The sequence below is a fragment of the Arthrobacter sp. MMS24-S77 genome (assembly GCF_054888235.1).
In genome coordinates this window covers 1,844,809-1,866,268 of sequence record NZ_JBTZRN010000001.1, presented here as the reverse complement: position 1 = coordinate 1,866,268, position 21,460 = coordinate 1,844,809, and the positions used below count along the sequence as shown (strand labels likewise).

Here is a 21,460-nt window from a genome sequence, read left to right as displayed (position 1 = left end):
GGTGATTGACGTGCTATACAACTCTAACGCCTTGGCCGCTGCGAAGCCGCCGGAAAGGCTACAGCCCCGGTTGGTCCAATGACCAACCGGGGCTGTAGCCGTTGCCTTTTGGCTCAGGCGGAGTCTGCGCTCATTACCGCTAGTGTGCTGAGATTTGGCGCAGGACGTACTGCAGGATGCCGCCGTTGCGGTAGTAGTCCGCTTCGCCCGGGGTATCGATGCGCAGCACGGCATCGAAGGACTTGGTGCTGCCGTCCTCGGCCGTTGCCGTGACCTTGAGCGTCCGCGGCGTCGTGCCGTTGTTCAGCTCGGTGACACCCTCGACGGAGAACGTTTCCGTGCCGACCAGGCCCAGGGACGCAGCGGACTCGCCGGCCGGGTACTGCAGCGGGAGGACGCCCATGCCGATGAGGTTGGAGCGGTGGATACGCTCGTAGCTCTCGGCGATGACAGCCTTCACGCCCAGCAGCGCCGTGCCCTTGGCAGCCCAGTCACGGGACGAACCGGAGCCGTATTCCTTGCCGGCCAGGACAACCAGCGGGGTGCCGGCAGCCTGGTAGTTCTGGGCGGCGTCGTAGACGTAGGCCTGCGGACCGTCTGCCTGGGTGAAGTCGCGGGTGAAGCCACCCTCGACGCCCGCACCGTCGTTGAAGTCAGCGAGCAGCTGGTTCTTGATGCGGATGTTCGCGAAGGTACCGCGGATCATGACCTCGTGGTTGCCACGGCGGGAGCCGTAGGAGTTGAAGTCCTTGCGCTCCACACCGTTGGCCAGAAGGTACTGGCCGGCCGGGGTGTCCGACTTGAAGGAACCGGCCGGGGAGATGTGGTCGGTAGTGACGGAGTCGCCGAGCTTCAGGAGGACCCGGGCCTCGGTGATGTCCGTTACCGGATCCGGCTGCGCCTTCATGCCTTCGAAGTACGGGGGCTTCCGCACGTAAGTGGACTTGGCGTCCCAGGCGAAGGTGTCGCCTGCCGGGGTGTCGAGTGCCTTCCAGCGGTCGTCGCCGTCGAAGACGCCCTCGTAGCCGCGGGCGAACATTTCCTTGTCGATCGAGGAATCGATGACCTTCTGGACCTCGACGGGGTTCGGCCAGATGTCCTTCAAGAAGACATCGTTGCCGTCCTGGTCCTGGCCCAGCGCGTCAGCCTCGAAGTCGAAGTCCATGGTTCCGGCCAAGGCGTAGGCGATGACCAGCGGTGGCGAGGCCAGGTAGTTCATCTTGACGTCCGGGTTGATGCGGCCTTCGAAGTTGCGGTTGCCGGAGAGAACAGCTGTGACGGAAAGGTCGTTGGCCTGGATGGCCTCGGAGATTTCCGCGTCGAGCGGTCCGGAGTTGCCGATGCAGGTGGCGCAGCCGTAGCCGACGATGTAGAAGCCGAGCTTCTCCAGGTAGGGAGTCAATCCGGACTTCTCGTAGTAGTCGGTGACCACCTTGGAGCCGGGAGCGACCGAAGTCTTGACCCACGGCTTGGAGGTGAGGCCCTTGTCCACGGCGTTGCGGGCCAGCAGAGCGGCTGCCAGCATCACCGAGGGGTTGGACGTGTTGGTGCAGGACGTGATCGAAGCGATCGACACAGCACCGTGGTCCAGTTCGAATTCGCGGCCGTCAGCCGTGACGACACTGACCTTGTTCGACGGGCGGCCGTTGGACTTCGGACCGTGTGCGTGCGGCGCCACGTCGGCGAGGTGGGTCGCGGAGGCTGTGAACGACGGCGAATCCGACGCCGGGAAGCTCTCGTCAATCGCTTCGTCCAGGCTTCCGTCGGCCAGGTCTTCCTTCACGTAGTTGCGCAGGTCCTCGCGGAACTGGGCCTTGGACTCCGTGAGGATGATGCGGTCCTGGGGACGCTTCGGACCGGAGATGGAAGGAACAACCGTGGACAGGTCCAGCTCAAGGTATTCGGAGAACTTGATCTCGTGCGAGGGATCGTGCCAGAGGCCCTGTTCCTTTGCGTACGCCTCGACCAGGGCAACATTCTGCTCGGAGCGGCCGGTGAGGCGCAGGTACTCGAGCGTGACATCGTCGATCGGGAACATGGCCGCCGTGGAACCGAACTCCGGGCTCATGTTACCGATGGTGGCGCGGTTTGCCAGCGGCACAGCCGCAACGCCTTCGCCGTAGAACTCGACGAACTTGCCGACAACGCCGTGCTTGCGCAACTGCTCGGTGATGGTGAGGACGACGTCGGTGGCGGTGGCGCCCGCAGGAATGGAACCGGTGAGCTTGAAGCCCACAACGCGCGGGATCAGCATGGAGACGGGCTGGCCGAGCATGGCGGCCTCGGCTTCAATGCCGCCTACACCCCAGCCCAGCACACCCAGGCCGTTGACCATGGTGGTGTGGGAGTCGGTGCCGACGCAGGTGTCCGGGTAGGCGCGGAGGACGCCGTCAACTTCGCGGGTCATGACGGTGCGTGCCAGGTATTCGATGTTGACCTGGTGGACGATGCCGGTTCCCGGGGGACAACCTTGAAGTCGTCAAATGCAGTCTGGCCCCAGCGCAGGAATTGGTAACGCTCGCCGTTGCGCTGGTATTCGATCTCCATGTTGCGCTCAAGGGCGCCGGAGTTACCGAAGGCGTCGATCTGCACGGAGTGGTCGATGACCATCTCAGCCGGAGCCAGCGGGTTGACGCGCTTGGGGTCGCCGCCGAGGTCCTTGACGGCTTCACGCATGGTGGCCAGGTCAACGACACAGGGAACACCGGTGAAGTCCTGCATGATGACTCGAGCCGGGGTGAACTGGATCTCGGTGTCAGGCTGGGCGTTCGGGTCCCAACCGGCCAGGGCGCGGACGTGGTCGGCCGTGATATTGGCGCCGTCTTCCGTCCGCAGGAGGTTTTCAAGCAATACTTTAAGGCTGAACGGAAGGCTGTCTGCGCCTTCAACGGAGTTCAACCGGAAAATTTCATAATCGGTGCCGGCTACATTCAGTACGCCTTTGGAACCGAAGCTGTCCACAATGCTCATGGCAGGACTCCTCTCGCAACAGCTTTCATCTTTGTCGCGCGGTTGACCGCTAGCTAGTTAGGCAAGCCTAATCTGAGCGACTGCCGTCGGTCGGTGGAGAAGGGAAGCGCGACGTGGAACTTCTTCACCATCGTAGTGGCGGCTACGCCGCGGGCACCAGCAACGCAACGGTCTCCAGATGGTGCGTGTGCGGATAAAGGTCAAAGGCACGGAGCGATTCAAGCCGCCAGCCGCCGTTCCGGAAGTACCCCAGATCACGCGCGAAAGAAGCTGGATCACACGACACATAGGCGATTGCCCGCGGCCTGGACTCGATGAGCTGGCTGACAACGGCTTTGCCCGCGCCGGCCCGTGGCGGATCGATCACCAAGGAATCGAAGTTGCGGGGGCGGTGCCGCAGGACGCGTTCCACCCTGCCCTGGACGATCTCCACGTGGGGCTCTCCATGCAGGTTCTTTCGGGCGTCGCGGCTGGTTCCGGGCGATCCTTCCACGGACAGCACCGAACCGGTGATCCCCACCGCGTCCGCCAACGGCGCCGTAAACAATCCGGCTCCCGCGTAGAGATCGGCCACGGCCGATCCCGGAAGGAGGTAGCCGCCGTCGTGCAGGAATCCTGTCACCGCCCCCACCAAGGTGTCCGGAGCGTCTTTGTGGATCTGCCAGAAGCCTTCCCCTGTGACCCGGTATTCATGACCGGCCGCCGACTCCTGGACCCAGGTCCTACCGCGCAGTTGCAGCACTTCGCCGCGGACCGGGTCGAAGCTGGCCACGGAAACATCGTGCGGGAGCTGCCCCAGGATCCGGTTGAGGCGCCGGGCGTCGGTACCCTCCTCCGGGGCGAGCAGGACCAGCGGACGTGATCCGTTGGCAGGTGCCGCAACCTCCACCCGTGAAATGCCATGCAAATCGATGTCCCATAGCCGCAAGTCATTAATGCCCGGAAGCGCGAGCGGCATCTCGTGAACCGGAATCACGATGTCGGAGCGATGGGCGTGCATTCCCAGGCGGCCGCCCGGGGTGACAGCAAAACTGGCACGCGTTCGCCAGCCGAGGCCTGTGCCGCCGTCGGACCCTGTACCGCCGTCGGACGCTGGATTATGTGTGGAGGCGGACTCCACCTCGACGTTCAGCTCGACGCCGGCGAGCCGCTTCAGCTGCTCGGCGAGGACTTCGGATTTGAGCCGGCGCTGCCGTTCCAGTGTCACGTGGCCGAGTTCGGCACCGCCCACGGGCGGTCCGCCCTTCCGCCAGGCGGCAAGGGAATCGGCGAGTGCCCAGAAATGGCGTGTCCTGTCGTCCGACGCTTCCAGGACGTCGACGACGTCGGCGCGCCAGAAACGGGACGACTCTCCGGAGTCCGTCAACCGGACCCGGACCTTCTCCCCGGGATGCCGTGCCGGACAAAGATGACCCGGCCTTCGTGCCGGGCGACAAAATGGCCACCGTGGGCAATGGGGCCGACGTCCACCACCAGTTCCTTGGCAGCGCCGTCCTGGGCCGTGGGCGTGCTGGATTCGGTGTTGCTGGGGTGGGTCATTAGGTATCCTGCAGTGCCTTTGCTTCTTCGGAGGACTTCAATTGCCATGGAACGCTAGCCACCATGACGCCGGGTTCAAAGTGCAACCGGGCCTTGATGCGCAGCGCGGTCTGGTTGTGGACGAGCTGTTCCCACCACTTGCCGACGACGTATTCCGGGATGTACACGACGATCAGGTCTCGCGGGGAGTCCCGGCGCATGTTCTTGACGTAGTCCAGGATGGGCGTGACGGTTTCGCGGTAGGGGCTCGCCAGCACCGTCAACGGGACCGGGATGTCCAACTTGTCCCAGGCCTCCACGGTGTGGGTGGTTTCGTCGTGGTCGATGTCGACAATGATGGCGTCCAGCCTGGATGGCCGCGATGCCCGCGCGTAGGCGAGTGCGCGCAGCACCGGTTTGCGGACATGGGACACGAGCAGCACGGCGTGGACCCTCGTGGGCAGCGCACGCGGGGAGGAGTCCTCGTCAACGGCCAGTTCCTTGGCCACGTTGTCGTAGTGGGCCCGGATGCTCCACATTATGAGGAACAGCACGAACATGGCCAGGAGCGCGATCCAGGCACCTTGTTCGAATTTGGTGATGAGCACGATGGTCAGCACCAGCGCCGTCATGCAGAAGCCGACCATGTTGATGGTGCGGGACTTCAGCATTCTGCGACGGACAGCCTTGTCCCGGGCAAGCTTGAGCTCCCTGCCCCAGTGCCGCACCATGCCCAGCTGGCTCATGGTGAAGGAAATGAAGACACCCACGATGTACAGCTGGATCAGCTTGGTGACATCGGCGTTGAAGGAAATGATGAGGACGAGGGCCCCGGCCGCAAGCGCGAGGACTCCGTTGCTGAAGGCCAGCCGGTCTCCGCGTGTGCGTAGCTGACGGGGTAGGTATCCATCCTGGGCGAGGATGGAGCCCAGGACAGGGAATCCGTTGAAGGCCGTGTTGGAAGCGAAGACGAGGATGACGCCCGTGGCCGCGACGACGATATAGAACGGGATGGATCCCGAGCCGAAAATAGTTTCCGCAATCTGGCTGATGGCCGGGTTCTGGATGTAGTCGCCCGCCAGCGGTTGGCCGTTGAGGAGGAACTCCTTGGCCGGGTCCAGGACAATGTGGACCTTCGTGGCGTTGGCGAGGTAGATGATGCCCGCAAGCATCGCCGAGGCGATAACCCCCAGCAAAAGAAGGGTCGTGGCAGCGTTCTTGCTCTTGGGCTTCTTGAAGTTCGGCACACCGTTGCTGATCGCCTCCACACCGGTCAGGGCGGCTGCCCCGGAGGAGAAGGCCCGAAGGAGCAGGAATGCCCCGGCCAAGCCGACCAGTCCTTGGTCGAATCCCTCTTGCGGGACGATCGTAAACGCCGCCGACGGCGCTTCGCCCAGTTGGCCTGTGACCGCCTGGAAGATGCCCACAGCCGTCATGCCCAGGATGGAGAACATGAAGATGTACGTGGGAACCGCAAAGACGCTCCCGGCTTCCTTGATGCCGCGAAGGTTGACCAAGGCCAGGATGACGACGCCGATTGTGGCGATGAGTGCTTGCTGCCCATGCAATGAGGGGATCGCGGTGGTCAGGTACGCGGCCGCGGAGGACATCGACACGGCGACCGTGAGGACGTAGTCCACCAACAAGGCGGCCGCGACGGTCAGGCCGGCGAACTTCCCCAGGTTGACGTTGGCGATTTCATAGTCGCCGCCACCGGAAGGATAGGCGTGGACGTTTTGCCGGTACGAGGCAACCACCGTGAGCAAGACCACCATGACGGCGAGGCCTACCAACGGTGAAATGGCCACGGCACTCACGCCGGCGAGGGCCAGCGTCAGCAGGATTTCGTCGGGGGCGTACGCCACCGAGGACAGGGCATCCGAAGCGAAAATCGGCAGCGCAATGCGCTTGGGAAGCAGGGTGTGGGCCAAACGGTCGTTCCGGAAAGGCCGCCCCACCAACACCCGCTTCGCGGCGTTGAGAATTGTCAGCACTCCGCAAAGCTACTCTGAATCGAACGCGATGTCATGACGGCGGACTGGCTTCCGCGACTTACCCCGGTAGAGTCTTACCGAGCGGCATGCATAAGAGTGAAGGAGAGACCGTGGCTCACTTTGTGATCATGGGTTGCGGACGAGTGGGCGCAACATTGGCGCACACCTTGGAAGACGCCGGCCATTCAGTGGCAATCATCGACCAGGACGACCGTGCTTTCCGTCGCCTGCGCAGCGGATTCACCGGCCGGAAAGTCACCGGCGTCGGATTTGACCGGGACACACTGAAGCAGGCAGGTTGCGAAGAAGCATACGCCTTCGCCGCCGTCTCCAGCGGTGATAACTCCAACATCCTCGCCACCCGGGTGGCCCGCGAGACTTTCCATGTTTCGCATGTTGTTGCCCGCATCTACGATCCCGGGCGCGCCGAAATCTACCAGCGCCTGGGCATCCCCACGGTGGCCGCCGTGCGCTGGAGCGCGGACCAGGTCTTGCGCCGCATCCTGCCCGAGCAGCACCTGGCCGGCGATTACCGAGAGCCTTCCGGCCGGCTGGTCTTGTCTGAAGTCGACCTGAATGAAGGCTGGATCGGGCACCCGCTGACTGCCATCGAAGCAGCTTCCGGGATCCGCATCGCTTTCCTCACCCGTTTCGGAGAGGGCGTCCTGCCCCAGGCCGGAACTGCGTACCAGGAAGGTGACACTGTGCACGCCATGTTGAATCTGGACCGCAGCGCCGAGGTGGCACGCGTCCTCGCCAGCGCACCCGCCAAGGAGTCTGAGTGAAAGTCGTTATTGTCGGCGCCGGCAGCGTCGGTTCGTCGATCGCGCGGGAATTGCTCGCCCACAACCACGAGATCATGCTGATCGACCTCAAGCCGGAGGTCATTGGGCGCAGCGGCCTCCGGGGAGCGCGTTGGCTAGTGGGCGATGCGTGCGAATTGAGCACGCTGCAGGAAGCGAAACTGGAAGGGGCCGACGTCGTCGTGTCCGCGACCGGTGACGACAAGGTCAACCTTGTGGTGTCCTTGCTGGCCAAGACCGAGTTCGGCGTGGGCCGCACGGTGGGCCGCGTGAACAACCCCAAGAATGACTGGATGTTCAACGATTCCTGGGGAGTCGACGTCGCGGTCAACACCCCGCAGCTCATGACCGCGCTCGTGGAAGAAGCCGTGGAAATCGGTGACCTGGTCCGTCTGCTGACCTTGCAGACGGGTGTGTCCTCGCTGGTGGAGTTCACTGTTCCCCACGATTCGCACATCATCGGCAGCACCGTGGGCGGTATCGAGTGGCCCGAAGACTCCACCCTGGTGGCGATCCTCCGCGACCACGCGCCCATCACGCCCAGCCGTGACGACGTGATCGACGGCGGCGACGAGCTGTTCTTCGTCACCACCATTGCGGCCGAAGACGGGCTCAGGACCTTGTTGTCCCCGTCCGCGGCCGACCACGGCTCAGTTGAGGTCGAGGAAGAGTTTTCGGATCAGTCCGACGACGACGGTTTCGACGGCTGAGGATCCTGGCCTGGCTTCTGGCCTGGCGTCGGCCGGGTCAGCAGCCAGGCAATCCAGAGGCCGAGGATGTATAGCGGAGCGCCCATGATCAGCCTCATGGTAGCGAGCGCGGCCAGGCCGGGTTCGCCCATGAAGTACAGGGGAACCTGAACCACAAGCCGCAGCGCCAGGACAGCGATGACCACCCAGGTGCCGATCGTATAAGCCCGCAAGCGTTCCGGGTTCTTCCGCCAATCGAAGCCTTCGTTGCGGACAAAGCCGAAGAGCAAGCCGGCGATGGGCCACTTGAGCACAATGGACACCACCATTCCCACGATGTAGGCGATGTTCGTGTAGAAGCCCAGGACGTAGAAGTCCTCGGCCTTGCCCGTGGTGTTGGCGAGCCAAGCGGAAATTGCGACGCCGGCGATCCCGGCAAGCGCCTGGGTCACCGGACGCCGCTGGACAAGCCGGACCACGGTAAAGACCGCGGCCGCCGCGAGGGATGCAATCAGGGACGCCGGAAGGTCGCGGGTGACCATGAAGGCGATCAGGAAGACGAGGCCCGGGACGATGCTCTCGGCTATCCCTTGGACACCCCCGGCCGACTTGAGGATATCCACGTGCCCGTGGCTGTTGCGCTGGAGCCCGGCCTTTTCTGCGTAGCCCGCGGCGAGGTCCGCAATACTCGGCCCCTGGGTCTCCTGACGGGGCCCTGCTGCCTGGCCGGGCTTTTCCTGCGCTGGCTTTTCGTGGGGACCGGGTCCATTGGCGACGGTCATTGGTGCTCCTGCCGGGAGAGGATTTCATAGCGCGGATTGAACATGGTGGGCATCCCGTCCCGCAGTGTGACCATTCCTTCGAGGCGCAGGCCAGTCCCGGGTTCGATGCCGGGGACCTTACGGCGGCCCAGCCAGATGACGCGCAAGCGGGCCAATGGACCGGTTTCACCCCTGTGCGCGATACGGTCGACGACGATTGCCGAGAAGTGCGCTTGCTCGTTGGCGGGTTGGTAGGTTACCGACTCGATAAAACCCGTGCAGTTGACTCTGCCACGCACGGGGAGCTCAGTGAGGGGCAAGGATGCCGGGCTGCCCTGGGCGGCAGCGGCGCGAGCCGTTTTGTCAGCCAATCTGGGTGATCTCCGGGCCACGTTCGGGCCGCTGAAGCTCCGGTGCTTCCTGCGGAGCGCCGTGGTGTCCGGGGGCTGCAGCGTCCTTCGGCAGCCTCAGCTGGAGCAGCTCACGCGGCGGCATCGGGTTGTCTCCGCGAATGACCACGACCTTGCGGAAGAGATTCTCCAAGCCTTCGGCAGCGTCCCTGTCCAAGGCGGCATTGCCACCGATGACGCCGCGGAGGAACCAGCGGGGTCCATCCACGCCCATGAACCTGGCCGCTCGGAAGCCACGTCCGCCGTCAGCAGATTCGGTAGGAAGCTTGGCGATGAGTTCCGTACCGAAGGTGCCGGGGATCTCCTCGACTTCGCCTCCTTGGCTGGACACGGACTGGCCGATCTGCTCGCGGATCTCGTCCCAGAGTCCTTCGGAACGGGGAGCAGCAAAGGCTTGGAGCTGAAGGCTCGAGCCGTTCAGGTCCATGGTGACGGCCACTACCCGCTGCGTCGCCTCTTCCACCTCGAGACGTAGTTGGAGGCCCTCGGAAGGCTCGATAAGCAGTGCGCCGAGGTCCACGTAGCCCTCTTGGCTATCAATTTCGCTGGCATCGAATGGCCCCTTGGACAGACGGAAGTCGCCCTTGGCGGTTCCGCTGGCTACCGTGCCGGCATCCTGCCGCGACGTCGCGGCATCGGCTTGCTCGGTACCTTTGTCTTCCGGCTGTTCAGCCTTGGACTTCTTTCCGCGCCCAAAAAGCATCGGGTTGTCTCCTTAGTAGTGGTCTATCCCCCAGTAAACCGCAGACTGCCCGTCAACTCGCGGGCAGCATGGCAATCAGCTCCTTATGGCGTCGATTGCCCGAGGGTTGTTGCTAGCTCACGGCCGGCGCGAAGCCTCCGGTGGATCCAAAGCCGCCGGTGCCGCGTGCGGTGTCGGACAATTCCTCCACCGCCACGAACTGCGCATACTCGACGCGCTGGATCACCATTTGGGCAATTCTATCGCCGCGCTTGAGTTCGATTGCCTGGTTTTGGTCCGTATTCAAAAGCGTCACGGAAATTTCACCCCGGTAGCCGGCGTCGACCGTGCCCGGAGCGTTGACCACGGTGAGTCCGTGCTTGGTGGCCAGCCCCGATCGCGGGTGGATCAGTGCCACAAAGCCGTTTGGCAGCGCGATGGAGACCCCTGTAGGAACGAGCTTCCGTTCCCCTGGGGCGAGAAATACGTCCGTGCGTGCGCGCAAGTCGGCTCCGGCGTCACCAGGGTGGGCGTACGACGGCGCTTCCAGGCCGTCGTCGAGCATTTTCAGCTGGATCTGAAGGGTCGGCGCGCCATATTCGGCGGAAGTGTCTGCGGGGTTGGCTACTGCTGTCTCATGGCTCACAGTCAGATATTCTATCGTCCGCCGGATACTGCCGCGGTTGCTGGCGCAAGCGGCTGCCACGTTAGTGCCGGGCGTCAATTCCCGGGTCCCTGTCCCGATAAGCTGGTTCCATGCCTGAATCCACTGCATCCGTACCCATGCCGAACCACTCCTCCAGTGGAACGGGCGTCCTGTTTGCGGAAAAGCTCTGGCCGTCCCCCTGGATCTGGATTGTTGTGGTCGGCTTGTCCGCCGCGGGCATCCTGATGTTTGCGCCGATCAGCATCACCGCCGGCATCATAGCCGCGCTGGTTCTCTTCGCGATCATGACCACCATGCTGCTGCTGTCCACCCCGGCCATAGTGGTGGACCGGGATACCGTCCAGGTAGGCCGTGCCAGCATCCAGCGCGAGTTTGTCGGCGCAGTCACGACATACCGCAAGGACGAAGCCACCGCAGAGCGTGGCGTCCGCCTCAACGGCCTGGCGTTCCTGTGCCTCCGTGGCTGGATCGACCCCGTGGTGCGTATCGAAATCACCGACCCTGCGGACCGTACTCCCTACTGGCTGACGTCCACGCGCCATCCTGAAGAGCTGCTCGCGGCCCTTTCCAAGTAGGCTGCTCCGTTCCCGCAGCTCAGCTCTCGCACTCCTTGCAGTAGAGATGCCCGTCTTTCTCCCGCGCAATCTGGGAGCGGTGCTTGACCAGGAAACAATTGAAACAGGTAAATTCGTCCGCCTGCGGAGGCAGGACGCGGACCAGCAGCTCTTCGCCAGACAAGTCCGCCCGGGAAGCTCGTAGGCGTCGGCCAAGTCAGTCTCGTCGATGTCAACCGCCGATGACTGCTTCTCGGTGCGATGCGACTTGAGTTCCTCGATCGAGTCCTCGGTGTCTTCTTCCGTCTTCCGAGGGGCGTCGTAGTCCGTTGCCATGGTCCCTTCTTCGTTCTCCCTTGTGCTTCACGCAGGGCTCGCGGTCCTGTCCACCGGAACCTGCTCCGGTCTAAGGATGTAACGCAGCAGGCCCTGTTTTTGTGCCCGATATCGGGCAGATTGTCCTCCCAGACGCACCAAATGTCCATAGCCCCGCGGGACCGTTCCGCGGAGAAGCGCCGGAAAATCGCGGAATATCGCGGCGCGCCCTTTGTCCTAGTAGGAAAAGGCCCCACCGGGTGGCAGAGTTTCGAATGTCAGATAGGCCATGGTGGAGGATTTTATGCGGGATCTACGGCTGGTTGGCGTCCACGACGACGGCGGACATCTCCTGTTGAGCGGTACCGGCGGCGAGATGTTCCAGCTTCCGATTGACGAGGCGTTGCGTGTTGCAGCGAGCCGGACACCTGCCCAGGTGGCCGCCCGTGCTTCCATCACGCCCGTCGCCATGTCCCCGCGTGACATTCAGTCGCGTATCCGTAGCGGTGCGACAGCAACGGACGTGGCAGAGCTGTCAGGATTGCCGCTCGCCAACGTGCAGCGCTATGAGGGGCCTGTGCTGGCCGAGCGGGAATACATCGCGCAGCAGGCCCGCAAAGTGGAAGTCGCTGCCCCGGCACCTGGCCACGACACGTACCGCGCCGCGTTCGGCGACGAACCTGCAAGCCTTGGCGAGATGGTCGCCCACCGGCTCACGGCACACGGCATCGACTCCTCAGCGGTGGAGTGGGACTCCTGGCGCCGCAGCGATGGGGCGTGGACCGTCGTCGCGCGCTTCGAAACCAAGCCAGGCAGCTTGGAAAGCATCGGCGAAGAGCCGCCCGCGATGTGGACCTTCAATCCCGCCCGGAAATCCCTACAGAACGCCAACCGCTGGGCCCAGCAGCTCAGCGAACTGGAGCCGCTTGATGGTCCCGTACCGGCACGACGGCTCGCCGCCGTTTCCGACCGGCCTTTTGATTTCGAGGCTGACGCCGGCGCCGCGGCCCGTGCGGCCGCCGCCGCAGCCACCAAGGAAGCCGATGGACTCCTGGATATGTTGCGTTCACGCCGCGGACAACGGCTGGGCCTCGACGAAGACGGCGACGACGCGTTGGCGCTGCTTCTGAGCAGCGGAGTTCCTGCGGCACATCCGCGGCCGGGCGACGTCGAAGACGGGCTTTCGGACAAAGAATCACCCGACGAGGACACGGACGAGCCGGCAGAAGCCGACCCCATCGCAACCCGTCGCGATGCACGTGCTTCCATGCTGTCGCGGTTGAGCCTGGCTCCGCAGCATGACGACAAGGAAGACGATTCCCTCCGGCTGCACGACGGCGTCAGCACGGATACACGGGAAATCACCGTGATCCCGAGCCCCCTGCGTCCCGTGACCCTTCTGCGCGGCAGGACTGACAGCGATGCACAGGCCCCCCAGGACGAGGCGCGATCCCAGGATGCGCCATCCCCGCGGGCCGGCCTGGACGAATTGCTCGGCGGAGCTCCCCGGCGGGAACACGAGGAGCCGAAGGCCACCCGTGCCGGACTGAAGGATGAAGAATCTTCCGACGCCGCGCCTGCCGAACGCCAGCCGTCGCGGCCCAAGCGCTCCAGCATCCCCAGTTGGGATGAAATCGTCTTCGGAACGCGCGGAGACTAGCCCCTCACGTTCACGGCCGCTTTCGGTTCGCGGAAGGCGTCAGTTCGCGCATGGGCTCAGCCACGGCGGCCTTTGGGACCTCCGGCCTGGAAGCAGAGCAGCGGAACTTCGCGCTCCGACTTGGTCAGCGAACCATGCTGCCCGACGACTTCCATGGCAGTAGGCCGGACCCGGCGGACATCGTAGAGCGCCAAGGTGTCCCGCGCAGCGATCATCACGTCTCCGATCCGCGGGGAAACCTCCGGGCGCAACCCACCGAAGAGACCGGCCGCTAGTGCCTGCTCCCGGGTGAACGCCCAAATCCGGTCGCCGAAGCGGGCACGCCAGGAGTCCAGCAAGGCTTCGCGATGCCGCTCTCCTGAATCGGGCTCGAGGTACAGGTGGACCATACGAGGTTCGCCTGCTGTATGCCGGACACCGGCAATGAGGGCAGCATCTGCGGAGTAGTCGATGCGTTGTGACTCCGGAACGTCAAGCATTCCATGGTCGCCGGTGAGCAGGATCGTGGTACCTGCCGGAAATGAGGCGGAGAGCCTCTTGACGGTTGAATCTATTTCTTCAAGCTGGTGCTCCCAGCGATCAGACTGGCAGCCGTAGCGGTGGCCGGCCTTGTCGAGCTCGTTGACGTAGAAGTACATGAGCGAACTGGTCCCGGTGGCCATCGCCTCCCCCGCAGCTGCCGTTCGGGCATGCAGCGAGCTACCTCCCACGAAGCGGCTTCCCCGGAGGGCGGCCCGGGTCATGGGTGACGCACCGAACTGGGGCAGGCTCACCGTCACCACGTCAGCCTCAGCAGCAACCCGTTCGAAGACCGTCGGGAACGGTTGCCAGCTCAAGGGATCGACTCCGGCGTCCCAGTTGCCGAGCAGGTTGACCACTTTGTCCTGGGCAGGATCCAGGACGTCATAGCCCACCATGCCGTGTTCGCCCGGCGTGCGGCCGGTCCCCAGGCTTGCCAAGGACGATGCCGTGGTGGAAGGGAAGGCTGAATCAAGCCAGGCAGGAACGGTTCCCTGCCCCGCATTCGCAATGGATCTCAGGAACGGCGTGTGGGCGGCTTTCTGCTTGAGCAAATTGCGGCCCAGGCCATCAGCGAGGACCACGCACACGCGTTGCGAGGCAGGCAAGTGCAGCTTGTTCTCAAAGCCGGGCAGGCCCATGCTCGCGGCCGCGCTGGTGAAGACCTCGGCGATCGACTTGCTGCCATACAACGGCGCGCTAGGCAGTTCGGGGACAGCGCTGGCAGCGGGAGCGGTTTCCTGGGCGAGGGGTTCCGAGGTCACCATCAGCGCTGGTGCCCGCGGCTCAGCCGGTTTCCGAAGACGCCCGAGCGAAGTCGCGGTGCGGGGATGGAAGCCGAATGCGCTAAAGGCCCGGGAGCCCCTGTGTTCACGGCCCGCAACGCACGGGCGAAGATCTTCGCGTCCTGTACCGCCCTCGGGCCGTCTGCCTCCGAGCTGATCCGAAGGACAATGTCTTCCTGGGAAATAGTGCCTGTGTACCCATGATCGGCTTCGCATTGAGGGTCCCCGCAACTGGCGGGTCCCACGTCCAGTCGTTGGCCGCCAGACCAGGCAATGGACAGGGTCAGCTCCCTGACGGGGTCGCTCGGAGTGTAGTTCTGCGGCTGCGCGTACATGTAACTGAGTACCACCGAGCGGATTTGCGCCACGGGCACGGACTCCGTGGAAATCTGGGCGACAATCTGCTCGCCGGCCTCGTCAAGCTGTTGGTCGTCGACGTGGGTGATCACCAGCATGTCCTCAGTGAGGACCAGGACTGTGATGTGGCGCCGGACCTCGGCACGGTCGAAATGTGTTTCCAAGTGAACCAGGTGCGCAAGGCAGTCTCGCCCGTCCAAGGCGTCGGCCACCACATCGGCAACGAGGACAGGATAGAACCCTGCCCGCTGAAGTGCCTGGTCCAGGCTCTGCCCCTGCGAGCTGTGGCTGTGTGCTGCATGGTGCCCGGTGGTAGCCGGACCGGACGGAGGCGTCGGGGACTTCGAGCTCATTCCCCCATTTTCACAGATCGGCTGGGGACTTCATAACTGCCCGGCTTCCCACCCGTCAGCTGAGCATCGCACGCCGGGCGCTGTCCGTACGCCGTGCCGCGTTCCCGATCCATACCTCGGCGGCAAGGATCTTCGCGCCCCGCGGTCCGGCCAGGACGGGATTGAACTCCACGAGGGCAATCCCGGGGTGTTCATCCTTAAGGCGGACCAGCCGTGCGCCGAGGTCCTCAAGGGCCGCCACGTCGACCGCCGGCAGTCCCTGGTAGCCAAACAGTTTCAGCGAAGCCCGGGGCGCCCTGATGAAGTCGTGGAGATCGGCGGCGGACAAGGGAGGCACGCGGTGCGCCCAATCGTCCAAGAGGTTCACGGCATCGCCTGCCAAACCGAACGACACCACCGGCCCCAGGAGAGGATCCTCGATTGCCCGGAAGGTGCAGGCCTGTCCCACTGGCGCCATGGCCTGTACCTCGATGGCAGGCGAACCGTAAGGCTCAAGGGCCCGGCGCATCTGCGCGATATTGCGTCGCAGCGAGTCGGCGTCCTCGATGTCCAGCCGCACACCCCCCAAGTCCAGGCGATGCCGGAGTGCAGGATCCGTGGTCTTGAGAACCACCGGCCAACCGAGCAGTTCGGCAGCGGCCACAGCCTCGTCGTCGCTTTCGAACACAGCCGATGGAACCACGGGGATGCCGTAACGGGACAGCAAAGCCGCCCCTTCGCTGTCGTCGAGCCGGACCAATTGCTCCCCGGGACTGAAGACAGGAGCCGCTCGATGTGTTCCCGTGTTCCCTCGCGGTCGCAACCCCCGGGCTCCACGAACATGCCTTGGTCCCGGTCCAGCCATTTCGCGTAACGAACCACGGCTGCCAAGGCTGCCACTGCGCTCCCGGGGCTTGAGTAGCAGGGAAGGGAGGCCCCGGATTCTCCGCCTGGAGCAAGCAAGCCATCCAGCTGCACGGAACTGTCAAGGATCCCCGTGAAAGCCGCCACCACGGGCTTACCCGCCTCTGCCGCGCATTCGGCGAGGACGCCGGCGATCGCCTCCATCGTGAGGCTGCGGGAAGGCACCATTGCTGCCACCACCGCGTGCACGGCGTCGTCTGCGAGATTCTGCCGGAGGCTGCGCCGCAGCCCCTCCAGGGCCACGGACATCCCCGAATCCAGGTCGACATCGGTGACGATCCTGTCAACGACGAGTCCCTGGGGCGCCGCGTTGTCCGCCACGACCTTCCCGAAGGCCGCGGAATTGCTGTAGACCGCGAGCGCCGGCCCCTTGGGCAAGGGCTGGCTGGAAACGATCTGCGCCACGTCCATGAGTTGCTCAATGGTTTCGACGGCGATGACCCCGGCTTGGCGCATCATCGCGTCCAAGGCCGCCGCCGGCGCCAGTGTGGTCCTGACCACGTGTCCCGGCGGAAGGCGCAAACCGGTGACATCGGATTTGGCAACGATGACCGGCTTGGTGCGCGACAAGCGGCGGGCCAGGCGGGAGAACTTGCGCGGGTTGCCGATCGACTCCAAGTAAAGCCCGACGGCGGTCGTATCAGGGTCGTCTTCCCAGAACTGCATGACGTCGTTGCCGGAGACATCGGCACGGTTGCCGGCGGACAGGAACGAGGATAATCCCAGGCCGCGGCGGCTCGCGGCGGCGTAGACGGAAACTCCGATGGCGGCAGATTGCGAAAACAGTCCCAGTCCCCCACGCCGGGGCAGGCTCGGGGCCATCGAGGCATTGAGGGAGACGTCCGGATTCGTGTTCAGGATCCCCAAAGACTCGGGGCCGATCACGCGCATCCCGTAGGACCTTGCCCGGCGCACCAGGTCCCGTTGCCTCCGCAGGCCCTGCTCGCCGTCGTCGGCGTAGCCCGCAGTGGCGACCACCAACCCTTTGACGCCGGCCGCACCGCACTCGTCCACGACTTTCGGCACTTCTTCGTAGGGCACCGCGATAATGGCGAGCTGCACTTGCCCGGGGACATCGGCGATCCGGGCGAAGGACTTCATCCCGGCTAGCTCGAAGGCCTCGGGGTTGACCGCATAGACCGCGCCGGTGAAGCCACCCTCCAGGATGTGCTCTAGCAACTGGTGCCCGACCGTCCCCCACCGACGGCTTGCGCCCACCACCGCGATCGACGACGGCGCCAGCAAGTCCCGCACGCTGCGCGCCTCGGCGCGGTGTTCCCGCGACTCCATGACAGCCAAGGATTTTTCGGTGGGGTCGATGTTGAACTCGACGCTCACGACGCCGTCGTCGAATTTGCGCGCAAGCTCATAGCCCGCGTCGGCGAAGACCCGGAGCATTTTGCGGTTCTCCGGCAGGACCTCGGCGGTGAAGCGGCGGATGCCGTTTTCACGGGCCGCCGCCGCCAGGTGTTCAAGCAGGATCGAACCGATGCCGCGGCCTTGCTGGACATCGGAGATATTGAACGCCACTTCGGCCTCGGTGGGGTCATCGAGCCGGTCGTAACGGCCGACGCCAACGATCTCTCCACCGATGGTGATGACGAACGCCACCCTATCCTTGTGGTCCACTTCGGTGAAGCGGTGCAGTTCCTTGCTGGAGAGCCTCGGCTTGAACGAGAAGAACCGCATGTAGATGGAGGTCTCCGACTGGGCGGCGTGGAAAGCCTGGAGCGCGTCCGCATCCTCAGGTGAGATGGGTCTCAAATGCGCCGTTCCGCCGTCGCGAAGCACGACATCGGCCTCCCAATATTCCGGATATACGCCGGCGCCGGGCTGATCCACCATAGGCTTAGCCTAGCTAAGTCTTCCGCAGTACACGTTTAAGGATCCACCGACTCCATGGCACGCAGCCAAAGTCCCTCCCGCGCGAACGCAGCCACGGCCGCCGTCGACGGGGACTTCACCGAGAACATCATCGATATCGACGTCACTTCCGAGATGGAAGGCTCCTTCCTGGAGTACGCATATTCGGTGATCTATTCACGCGCGCTCCCCGATGCGCGCGACGGCCTCAAGCCGGTTCAGCGGCGCATTCTGTACATGATGAGCGACATGGGCCTGCGCCCGGACCGCGGACATGTGAAGAGTGCCCGCGTGGTGGGCGAGGTCATGGGCAAGCTGCACCCCCACGGTGACGCCGCCATCTATGACGCCATGGTGCGCATGGCCCAGGACTTCTCGCTGCGCTTGCCTTTGATTGACGGTCACGGCAACTTCGGTTCGCTCGACGACGGCCCGGCAGCACCGCGTTACACGGAAGCCCGGCTCGCCGCAGCTGCGATGACGATGACCGAGCACCTCGACGAAGACGTGGTGGACTTCGTCCCCAACTACGACAACCAGCTCACGCAGCCGGACGTCCTTCCCGCCGCTTTCCCCAACTTGCTGGTCAACGGCACCACGGGCATCGCCGTCGGCATGGCCACCAACATGGCCCCCCATAACCTCGTGGAAGTCATCGCCGCGGTCCGGCACCTCATCGCGAATCCGGACGCCACACTGGAAGACGTCATGCGCTTCGTGCCCGGCCCGGACTTGCCCACCGGCGGCAGGATCGTGGGCCTGGATGGAATCCGCGACGCCTACGCCACGGGACGCGGCTCGTTCAAGACCCGCGCCAAGGTGGAGATCGAACAGCTCACGGCACGCCGCACCGGCCTGGTGGTGACGGAACTCCCCTATATGGTGGGTCCGGAAAAGGTCATCGAGAAGATCAAGGATGCCGTCAACGCCAAGAAGCTGACCGGCATCAGCGACGTCATGGACCTCACTGACCGCAAGCACGGGCTGCGGCTCGTGATTGAGATCAAGAACGGCTTCAACCCCAACGCCGTACTGCAACAGCTCTACCGGTTCACGCCGATGGAAGACTCCTTCGGCATCAACAACGTGACCCTGGTGGACGGGCAGCCGCAGACTTTGGGCTTGCTCCAACTGCTCCAGGTGTACGTCGGCCACCGCTTGTCCGTGGTGCGCCGTCGCACTGCCTTCCGGCTGGGCAAGAAGAAGGACCGCCTCCACTTGGTGGAGGGCCTCCTGATCGCGATCGTGGACATCGACGAGGTCATCCAGATCATCCGTTCCTCGGACGAGGCCGCGGCGGCCCGCGAACGGCTCATGTCGATCTACGACTTGTCCGAGATCCAGGCCAACTACATCCTGGAACTTCGCCTGCGCCAACTGACCAAGTACTCACGCATCGAACTCGAAAAAGAGCAGGAAGAGCTGCGCCGCGAAATCGCCGAGCTTGAGGCGATCCTGGCGTCCGATGTTCTGCTGCGCGAGCTTGTGTCGGGGGAATTGGCCGAAGTGTCCGAGAAGTACGGCACGCCGCGACGCACCGTTCTCCTCGAGTCCGAGGCTGTCTCTCCCACCGTGGCCGCGGCGCTGGCAGCCGCCGTGCCGGCCGGCAAGGGCAAGGCCGCGGCGCTCCCACTCGAAATCCCCGACGATCCCTGCTGGGCACTCCTGAGCACCTCCGGCCAGATCGCACGGACGTCCAACCAGGAACCGCTGGCCGAATCCGGCCCCCGGGGCAAGCATGATGTCTACCGGTCCGTGGTCAAGACAACCGCGCGCGGCGAAATCGGCGCGGTCACTTCTCAGGGCCGTATGCTCCGGGTCCAAGTCATGGACATGCCGGCGCTACCACCGGTGTCCGGCCTGCCCAATCTTGCGGGTGGCGTGGCAGCAAAGGACTTCATCACCCTGCTCAAGGGCGAGACCCTTGTGGCGTTCGTACCGTTGGATGCCGTGTTGGCCATCGGAACGCTCCAAGGCGTCGTCAAGCGCGTCCAGCCGGATTACCCGCTGAACCGTGAGGACTGGGAGATCATTGCGCTCAAGGACAAGGACACGGTGGTGGGCGTCGAACCTGCCCAGGAGGACGACGTCGAACTAGTCTTCGTGACCCGACTTGCGCAGCTTTTGCGGTTCAGTGCCTCTTCCGTTCGGCCGCAGGGCCGCACGGCAGGCGGTATGGCAGGCATCAAGCTTGCGGCAGGAGACGACGTCATCCATTTCGGCACGGTGCGCGCCGACGACCCTTCCGCCGTCGTCGTGACCATCGCGGGCAGCAACGGCGCGCTGCCGGGGACTGCTCCGGGCACCGCGAAGATCACGCCGTTCGAGGAGTACCCGGCCAAGGGCCGCGCCACGGGGGGCGTGCGGGCCCACCGCTTCCTCAAGGGTGAAGACACGCTGCTGCTCGGGTGGGCAGGCCACGGCCCCGCGAAGGCGGCGTCCAGCGCCGGCGTCGCGCGTGCCCTACCGCAGGAGCACGGCCGCCGCGACGGCTCCGGGGTTCCCCTGTCCCAGCCAGTGGACGCGATTGGTGCGAGCATGACGTGGCAAGACGGGAGCGGCGAGGAAGACTGACCGGAAACCGCCGTTGACGGCTGTGTCTCGAATGCCCTGACTACATCGTCGAGATGCTGAGGATGTTTCCTTCCGTGTCGAGGAACCAGGCTCCCCGTTCTCCGCTCGGCATGGTGGCTACGCCGTTTTCGGTCTTCAAGCCCGGGAAGTCGTACTCTTCGAAGACGACTCCGCGGGCCCTGAGATCGGCCATGTCCTGGTCCAGGTCCGTGCTCTGCCATCCAAGCTGGGTATTCTTGGCGGTCCCTGCGTTGGGTGTCTCGTAGAGCAGGAACGCTGTGCCGTTGGCGCATTTGTACATCAGGTTGTCTGTAGCTTCCGGATTGTCCGGTTCGAGGCCCAGCTTGTCGCGGTAGAAGTCGCGGGCGCGGGCGAGATCGCTGGCGGGGAGCACGCCGGCGACGTTTAGATCCTTAAGCATGGCAATTTCACTTTCCAGGCTTCCCCACAGCACCTAACTGTACTCCTGATAGGCCATGTGGAGATGTGGACTCGCACCCGCATTCGGTGGTGCAGCCGGATCGCGAACGAGGGCCCTAGACTACTGCCATGCCGATCATTCCCGATGACAAGGACTGGACCTGGGTCCTGTCCACGCCGTGCCCCGAATGCGGTTTCGACGCCGCCGCCGTGACCCCCTCCACCGTGCCGGGAACGGTCTTGAACATGTTGCCGCGCTGGCGCGCCGTGTTGCGCCGCGAGGACGCCTCGGTCCGCCCGGACGACCACACGTGGTCGCCCTTGGAGTACGCCTGCCACGTCAGGGATGTCTTTGGCCTCTTCGACCAGCGCCTGAACCTGATGCTGCGCGAAGACGACGCCCATTTCGCCAACTGGGACCAGGACAAGGCCGCAATCGACGGCGACTACGCCAATTCGGATCCTGCCGAAGTGTCCGCACAGTTGGCCGCCGAGGGCGAACAAATCGCGAATTCCTTCGCCTCCGTCGACGAAGATGAGTGGCCGCGCACCGGTGTCCGCAGCAACGGCTCCACCTTCACCGTGCTGACGTTCGCCCAGTACTTCCTGCACGACGTCGTCCATCACCTGCACGACGTCGACGGCTAGGCCTAGCCCCCTCCG

Annotated in this window: 14 protein-coding genes and 4 pseudogenes; 6 read left to right on the top strand and 12 right to left on the bottom strand. The window is 64.4% G+C overall.

The window, feature by feature from the left end; translation table 11 throughout:
• Positions 1-139: 139 nt before the first annotated feature.
• From ACX5I4_RS08480 to ACX5I4_RS08470, 3 genes and pseudogenes are all read right to left on the bottom strand, one after another.
• Positions 140-2,970, bottom strand: a pseudogene (locus tag ACX5I4_RS08480) (aconitate hydratase).
• Positions 2,971-3,112: 142 nt separating this feature from the next.
• Positions 3,113-4,509: pseudogene (locus tag ACX5I4_RS08475) on the bottom strand (class I SAM-dependent RNA methyltransferase).
• Positions 4,509-6,482 (bottom strand): APC family permease, encoded by a 1,974-nt coding sequence (locus ACX5I4_RS08470; protein WP_461836287.1) that lies wholly within the window; start codon positions 6,480-6,482, stop codon positions 4,509-4,511. The pseudogene ACX5I4_RS08475 and the gene ACX5I4_RS08470 overlap by 1 nt, the downstream one beginning before the upstream one ends.
• A gap of 110 nt (positions 6,483-6,592) precedes the next feature.
• Between ACX5I4_RS08470 and ACX5I4_RS08465 the strand changes: the two genes are divergently transcribed.
• Together ACX5I4_RS08465 and ACX5I4_RS08460 are read left to right on the top strand one after the other, a co-directional pair.
• Complete coding sequence (locus tag ACX5I4_RS08465) at positions 6,593-7,267, top strand: potassium channel family protein (protein WP_184739106.1); 675 nt, start codon at positions 6,593-6,595, stop codon at positions 7,265-7,267.
• A complete protein-coding gene (locus ACX5I4_RS08460; protein ID WP_461836286.1) occupies positions 7,264-7,995 on the top strand; it encodes a potassium channel family protein in 732 nt (243 codons plus the stop codon). Before ACX5I4_RS08465 ends, ACX5I4_RS08460 begins: the two co-directional genes overlap by 4 nt.
• Here ACX5I4_RS08460 and ACX5I4_RS08455 read toward each other — a convergent pair.
• From ACX5I4_RS08455 to dut, 4 genes are all read right to left on the bottom strand, one after another.
• A complete protein-coding gene (locus tag ACX5I4_RS08455) occupies positions 7,965-8,756 on the bottom strand; it encodes a DUF3159 domain-containing protein (RefSeq protein WP_461836285.1) in 792 nt (263 codons plus the stop codon). The two genes, ACX5I4_RS08460 and ACX5I4_RS08455, sit on opposite strands and share 31 nt — an antisense overlap.
• The gene (locus ACX5I4_RS08450; protein ID WP_461836284.1) at positions 8,753-9,106 is read right to left on the bottom strand and encodes a single stranded DNA-binding domain-containing protein; all 354 of its coding nucleotides are present in this window, start codon (positions 9,104-9,106) and stop codon (positions 8,753-8,755) included. The genes ACX5I4_RS08455 and ACX5I4_RS08450 overlap by 4 nt, the downstream gene beginning before the upstream one ends.
• Complete coding sequence (locus ACX5I4_RS08445; RefSeq protein ID WP_461836283.1) at positions 9,099-9,848, bottom strand: DUF3710 domain-containing protein; 750 nt, start codon at positions 9,846-9,848, stop codon at positions 9,099-9,101. The genes ACX5I4_RS08450 and ACX5I4_RS08445 overlap by 8 nt, the downstream gene beginning before the upstream one ends.
• A 112-nt stretch (positions 9,849-9,960) precedes the next feature.
• Entirely contained in the window at positions 9,961-10,473 is a 513-nt protein-coding gene (gene dut / locus ACX5I4_RS08440; protein ID WP_461836282.1) for a dUTP diphosphatase, read from the bottom strand.
• A gap of 110 nt (positions 10,474-10,583) precedes the next feature.
• Between dut and ACX5I4_RS08435 the strand changes: the two genes are divergently transcribed.
• A complete protein-coding gene (locus ACX5I4_RS08435) occupies positions 10,584-11,069 on the top strand; it encodes a DUF3093 domain-containing protein (protein WP_461836281.1) in 486 nt (161 codons plus the stop codon).
• Between the two features lie 19 nt (positions 11,070-11,088).
• Here the strand turns inward: ACX5I4_RS08435 and ACX5I4_RS08430 are convergent.
• Positions 11,089-11,384, bottom strand: a pseudogene (locus ACX5I4_RS08430) (DUF4193 domain-containing protein).
• 283 nt (positions 11,385-11,667) lie between these two features.
• On the opposite strand from ACX5I4_RS08430, the gene sepH reads away from it, so the two are divergent.
• Positions 11,668-13,023 carry a septation protein SepH gene (gene sepH / locus ACX5I4_RS08425; RefSeq protein WP_461838678.1) on the top strand — a complete coding sequence of 452 codons (1,356 nt, stop codon included), beginning with the start codon at positions 11,668-11,670 and terminating at the stop codon, positions 13,021-13,023.
• A 56-nt stretch (positions 13,024-13,079) separates the two neighbouring features.
• Here sepH and ACX5I4_RS08420 read toward each other — a convergent pair whose 3' ends face one another.
• From ACX5I4_RS08420 to ACX5I4_RS08410, 3 genes and pseudogenes are all read right to left on the bottom strand, one after another.
• Complete coding sequence (locus tag ACX5I4_RS08420; protein ID WP_461836280.1) at positions 13,080-14,309, bottom strand: alkaline phosphatase family protein; 1,230 nt, start codon at positions 14,307-14,309, stop codon at positions 13,080-13,082.
• Positions 14,309-15,037, bottom strand: a complete 729-nt coding sequence (locus ACX5I4_RS08415) for a DUF5998 family protein (RefSeq protein WP_461836279.1) — start codon at positions 15,035-15,037, stop codon at positions 14,309-14,311. Before ACX5I4_RS08415 ends, ACX5I4_RS08420 begins: the two co-directional genes overlap by 1 nt.
• A gap of 55 nt (positions 15,038-15,092) precedes the next feature.
• Positions 15,093-17,785, bottom strand: a pseudogene (locus tag ACX5I4_RS08410) (bifunctional acetate--CoA ligase family protein/GNAT family N-acetyltransferase).
• Between the two features lie 54 nt (positions 17,786-17,839).
• Here ACX5I4_RS08410 and ACX5I4_RS08405 point away from each other — a divergent pair.
• Positions 17,840-20,377, top strand: coding sequence for a DNA gyrase/topoisomerase IV subunit A (locus tag ACX5I4_RS08405; RefSeq protein WP_461836278.1), 2,538 nt, complete (start codon positions 17,840-17,842; stop codon positions 20,375-20,377).
• 40 nt (positions 20,378-20,417) lie between these two features.
• Here ACX5I4_RS08405 and ACX5I4_RS08400 read toward each other — a convergent pair whose 3' ends face one another.
• Positions 20,418-20,798 (bottom strand): VOC family protein, encoded by a 381-nt coding sequence (locus ACX5I4_RS08400; protein ID WP_461836277.1) that lies wholly within the window; start codon positions 20,796-20,798, stop codon positions 20,418-20,420.
• Positions 20,799-20,926: 128 nt separating this feature from the next.
• Here ACX5I4_RS08400 and ACX5I4_RS08395 point away from each other — a divergent pair, with 128 nt between their 5' ends.
• Entirely contained in the window at positions 20,927-21,445 is a 519-nt protein-coding gene (locus ACX5I4_RS08395; RefSeq protein WP_461836276.1) for a DinB family protein, read from the top strand.
• Positions 21,446-21,460 lie beyond the last annotated feature (15 nt).

Excerpts from the sequence above, each read along its gene's own strand:
- ACX5I4_RS08455 (WP_461836285.1), bottom strand. The coding sequence starts at position 8,756 with ATGACCGTCGCCAATGGACCCGGTCCCCACGAAAAGCCAGCGCAGGAA.
- ACX5I4_RS08445 (WP_461836283.1), bottom strand. The coding sequence starts at position 9,848 with ATGCTTTTTGGGCGCGGAAAGAAGTCCAAGGCTGAACAGCCGGAAGAC.
- ACX5I4_RS08435 (WP_461836281.1), top strand. The coding sequence starts at position 10,584 with ATGCCTGAATCCACTGCATCCGTACCCATGCCGAACCACTCCTCCAGT.
- sepH (WP_461838678.1), top strand. The coding sequence starts at position 11,668 with ATGCGGGATCTACGGCTGGTTGGCGTCCACGACGACGGCGGACATCTC.
- ACX5I4_RS08420 (WP_461836280.1), bottom strand. The coding sequence starts at position 14,309 with ATGGTGACCTCGGAACCCCTCGCCCAGGAAACCGCTCCCGCTGCCAGC.
- ACX5I4_RS08415 (WP_461836279.1), bottom strand. The coding sequence starts at position 15,037 with ATGAGCTCGAAGTCCCCGACGCCTCCGTCCGGTCCGGCTACCACCGGG.
- ACX5I4_RS08405 (WP_461836278.1), top strand. The coding sequence starts at position 17,840 with ATGGCACGCAGCCAAAGTCCCTCCCGCGCGAACGCAGCCACGGCCGCC.
- ACX5I4_RS08400 (WP_461836277.1), bottom strand. The coding sequence starts at position 20,798 with ATGCTTAAGGATCTAAACGTCGCCGGCGTGCTCCCCGCCAGCGATCTC.
- ACX5I4_RS08395 (WP_461836276.1), top strand. The coding sequence starts at position 20,927 with ATGCCGATCATTCCCGATGACAAGGACTGGACCTGGGTCCTGTCCACG.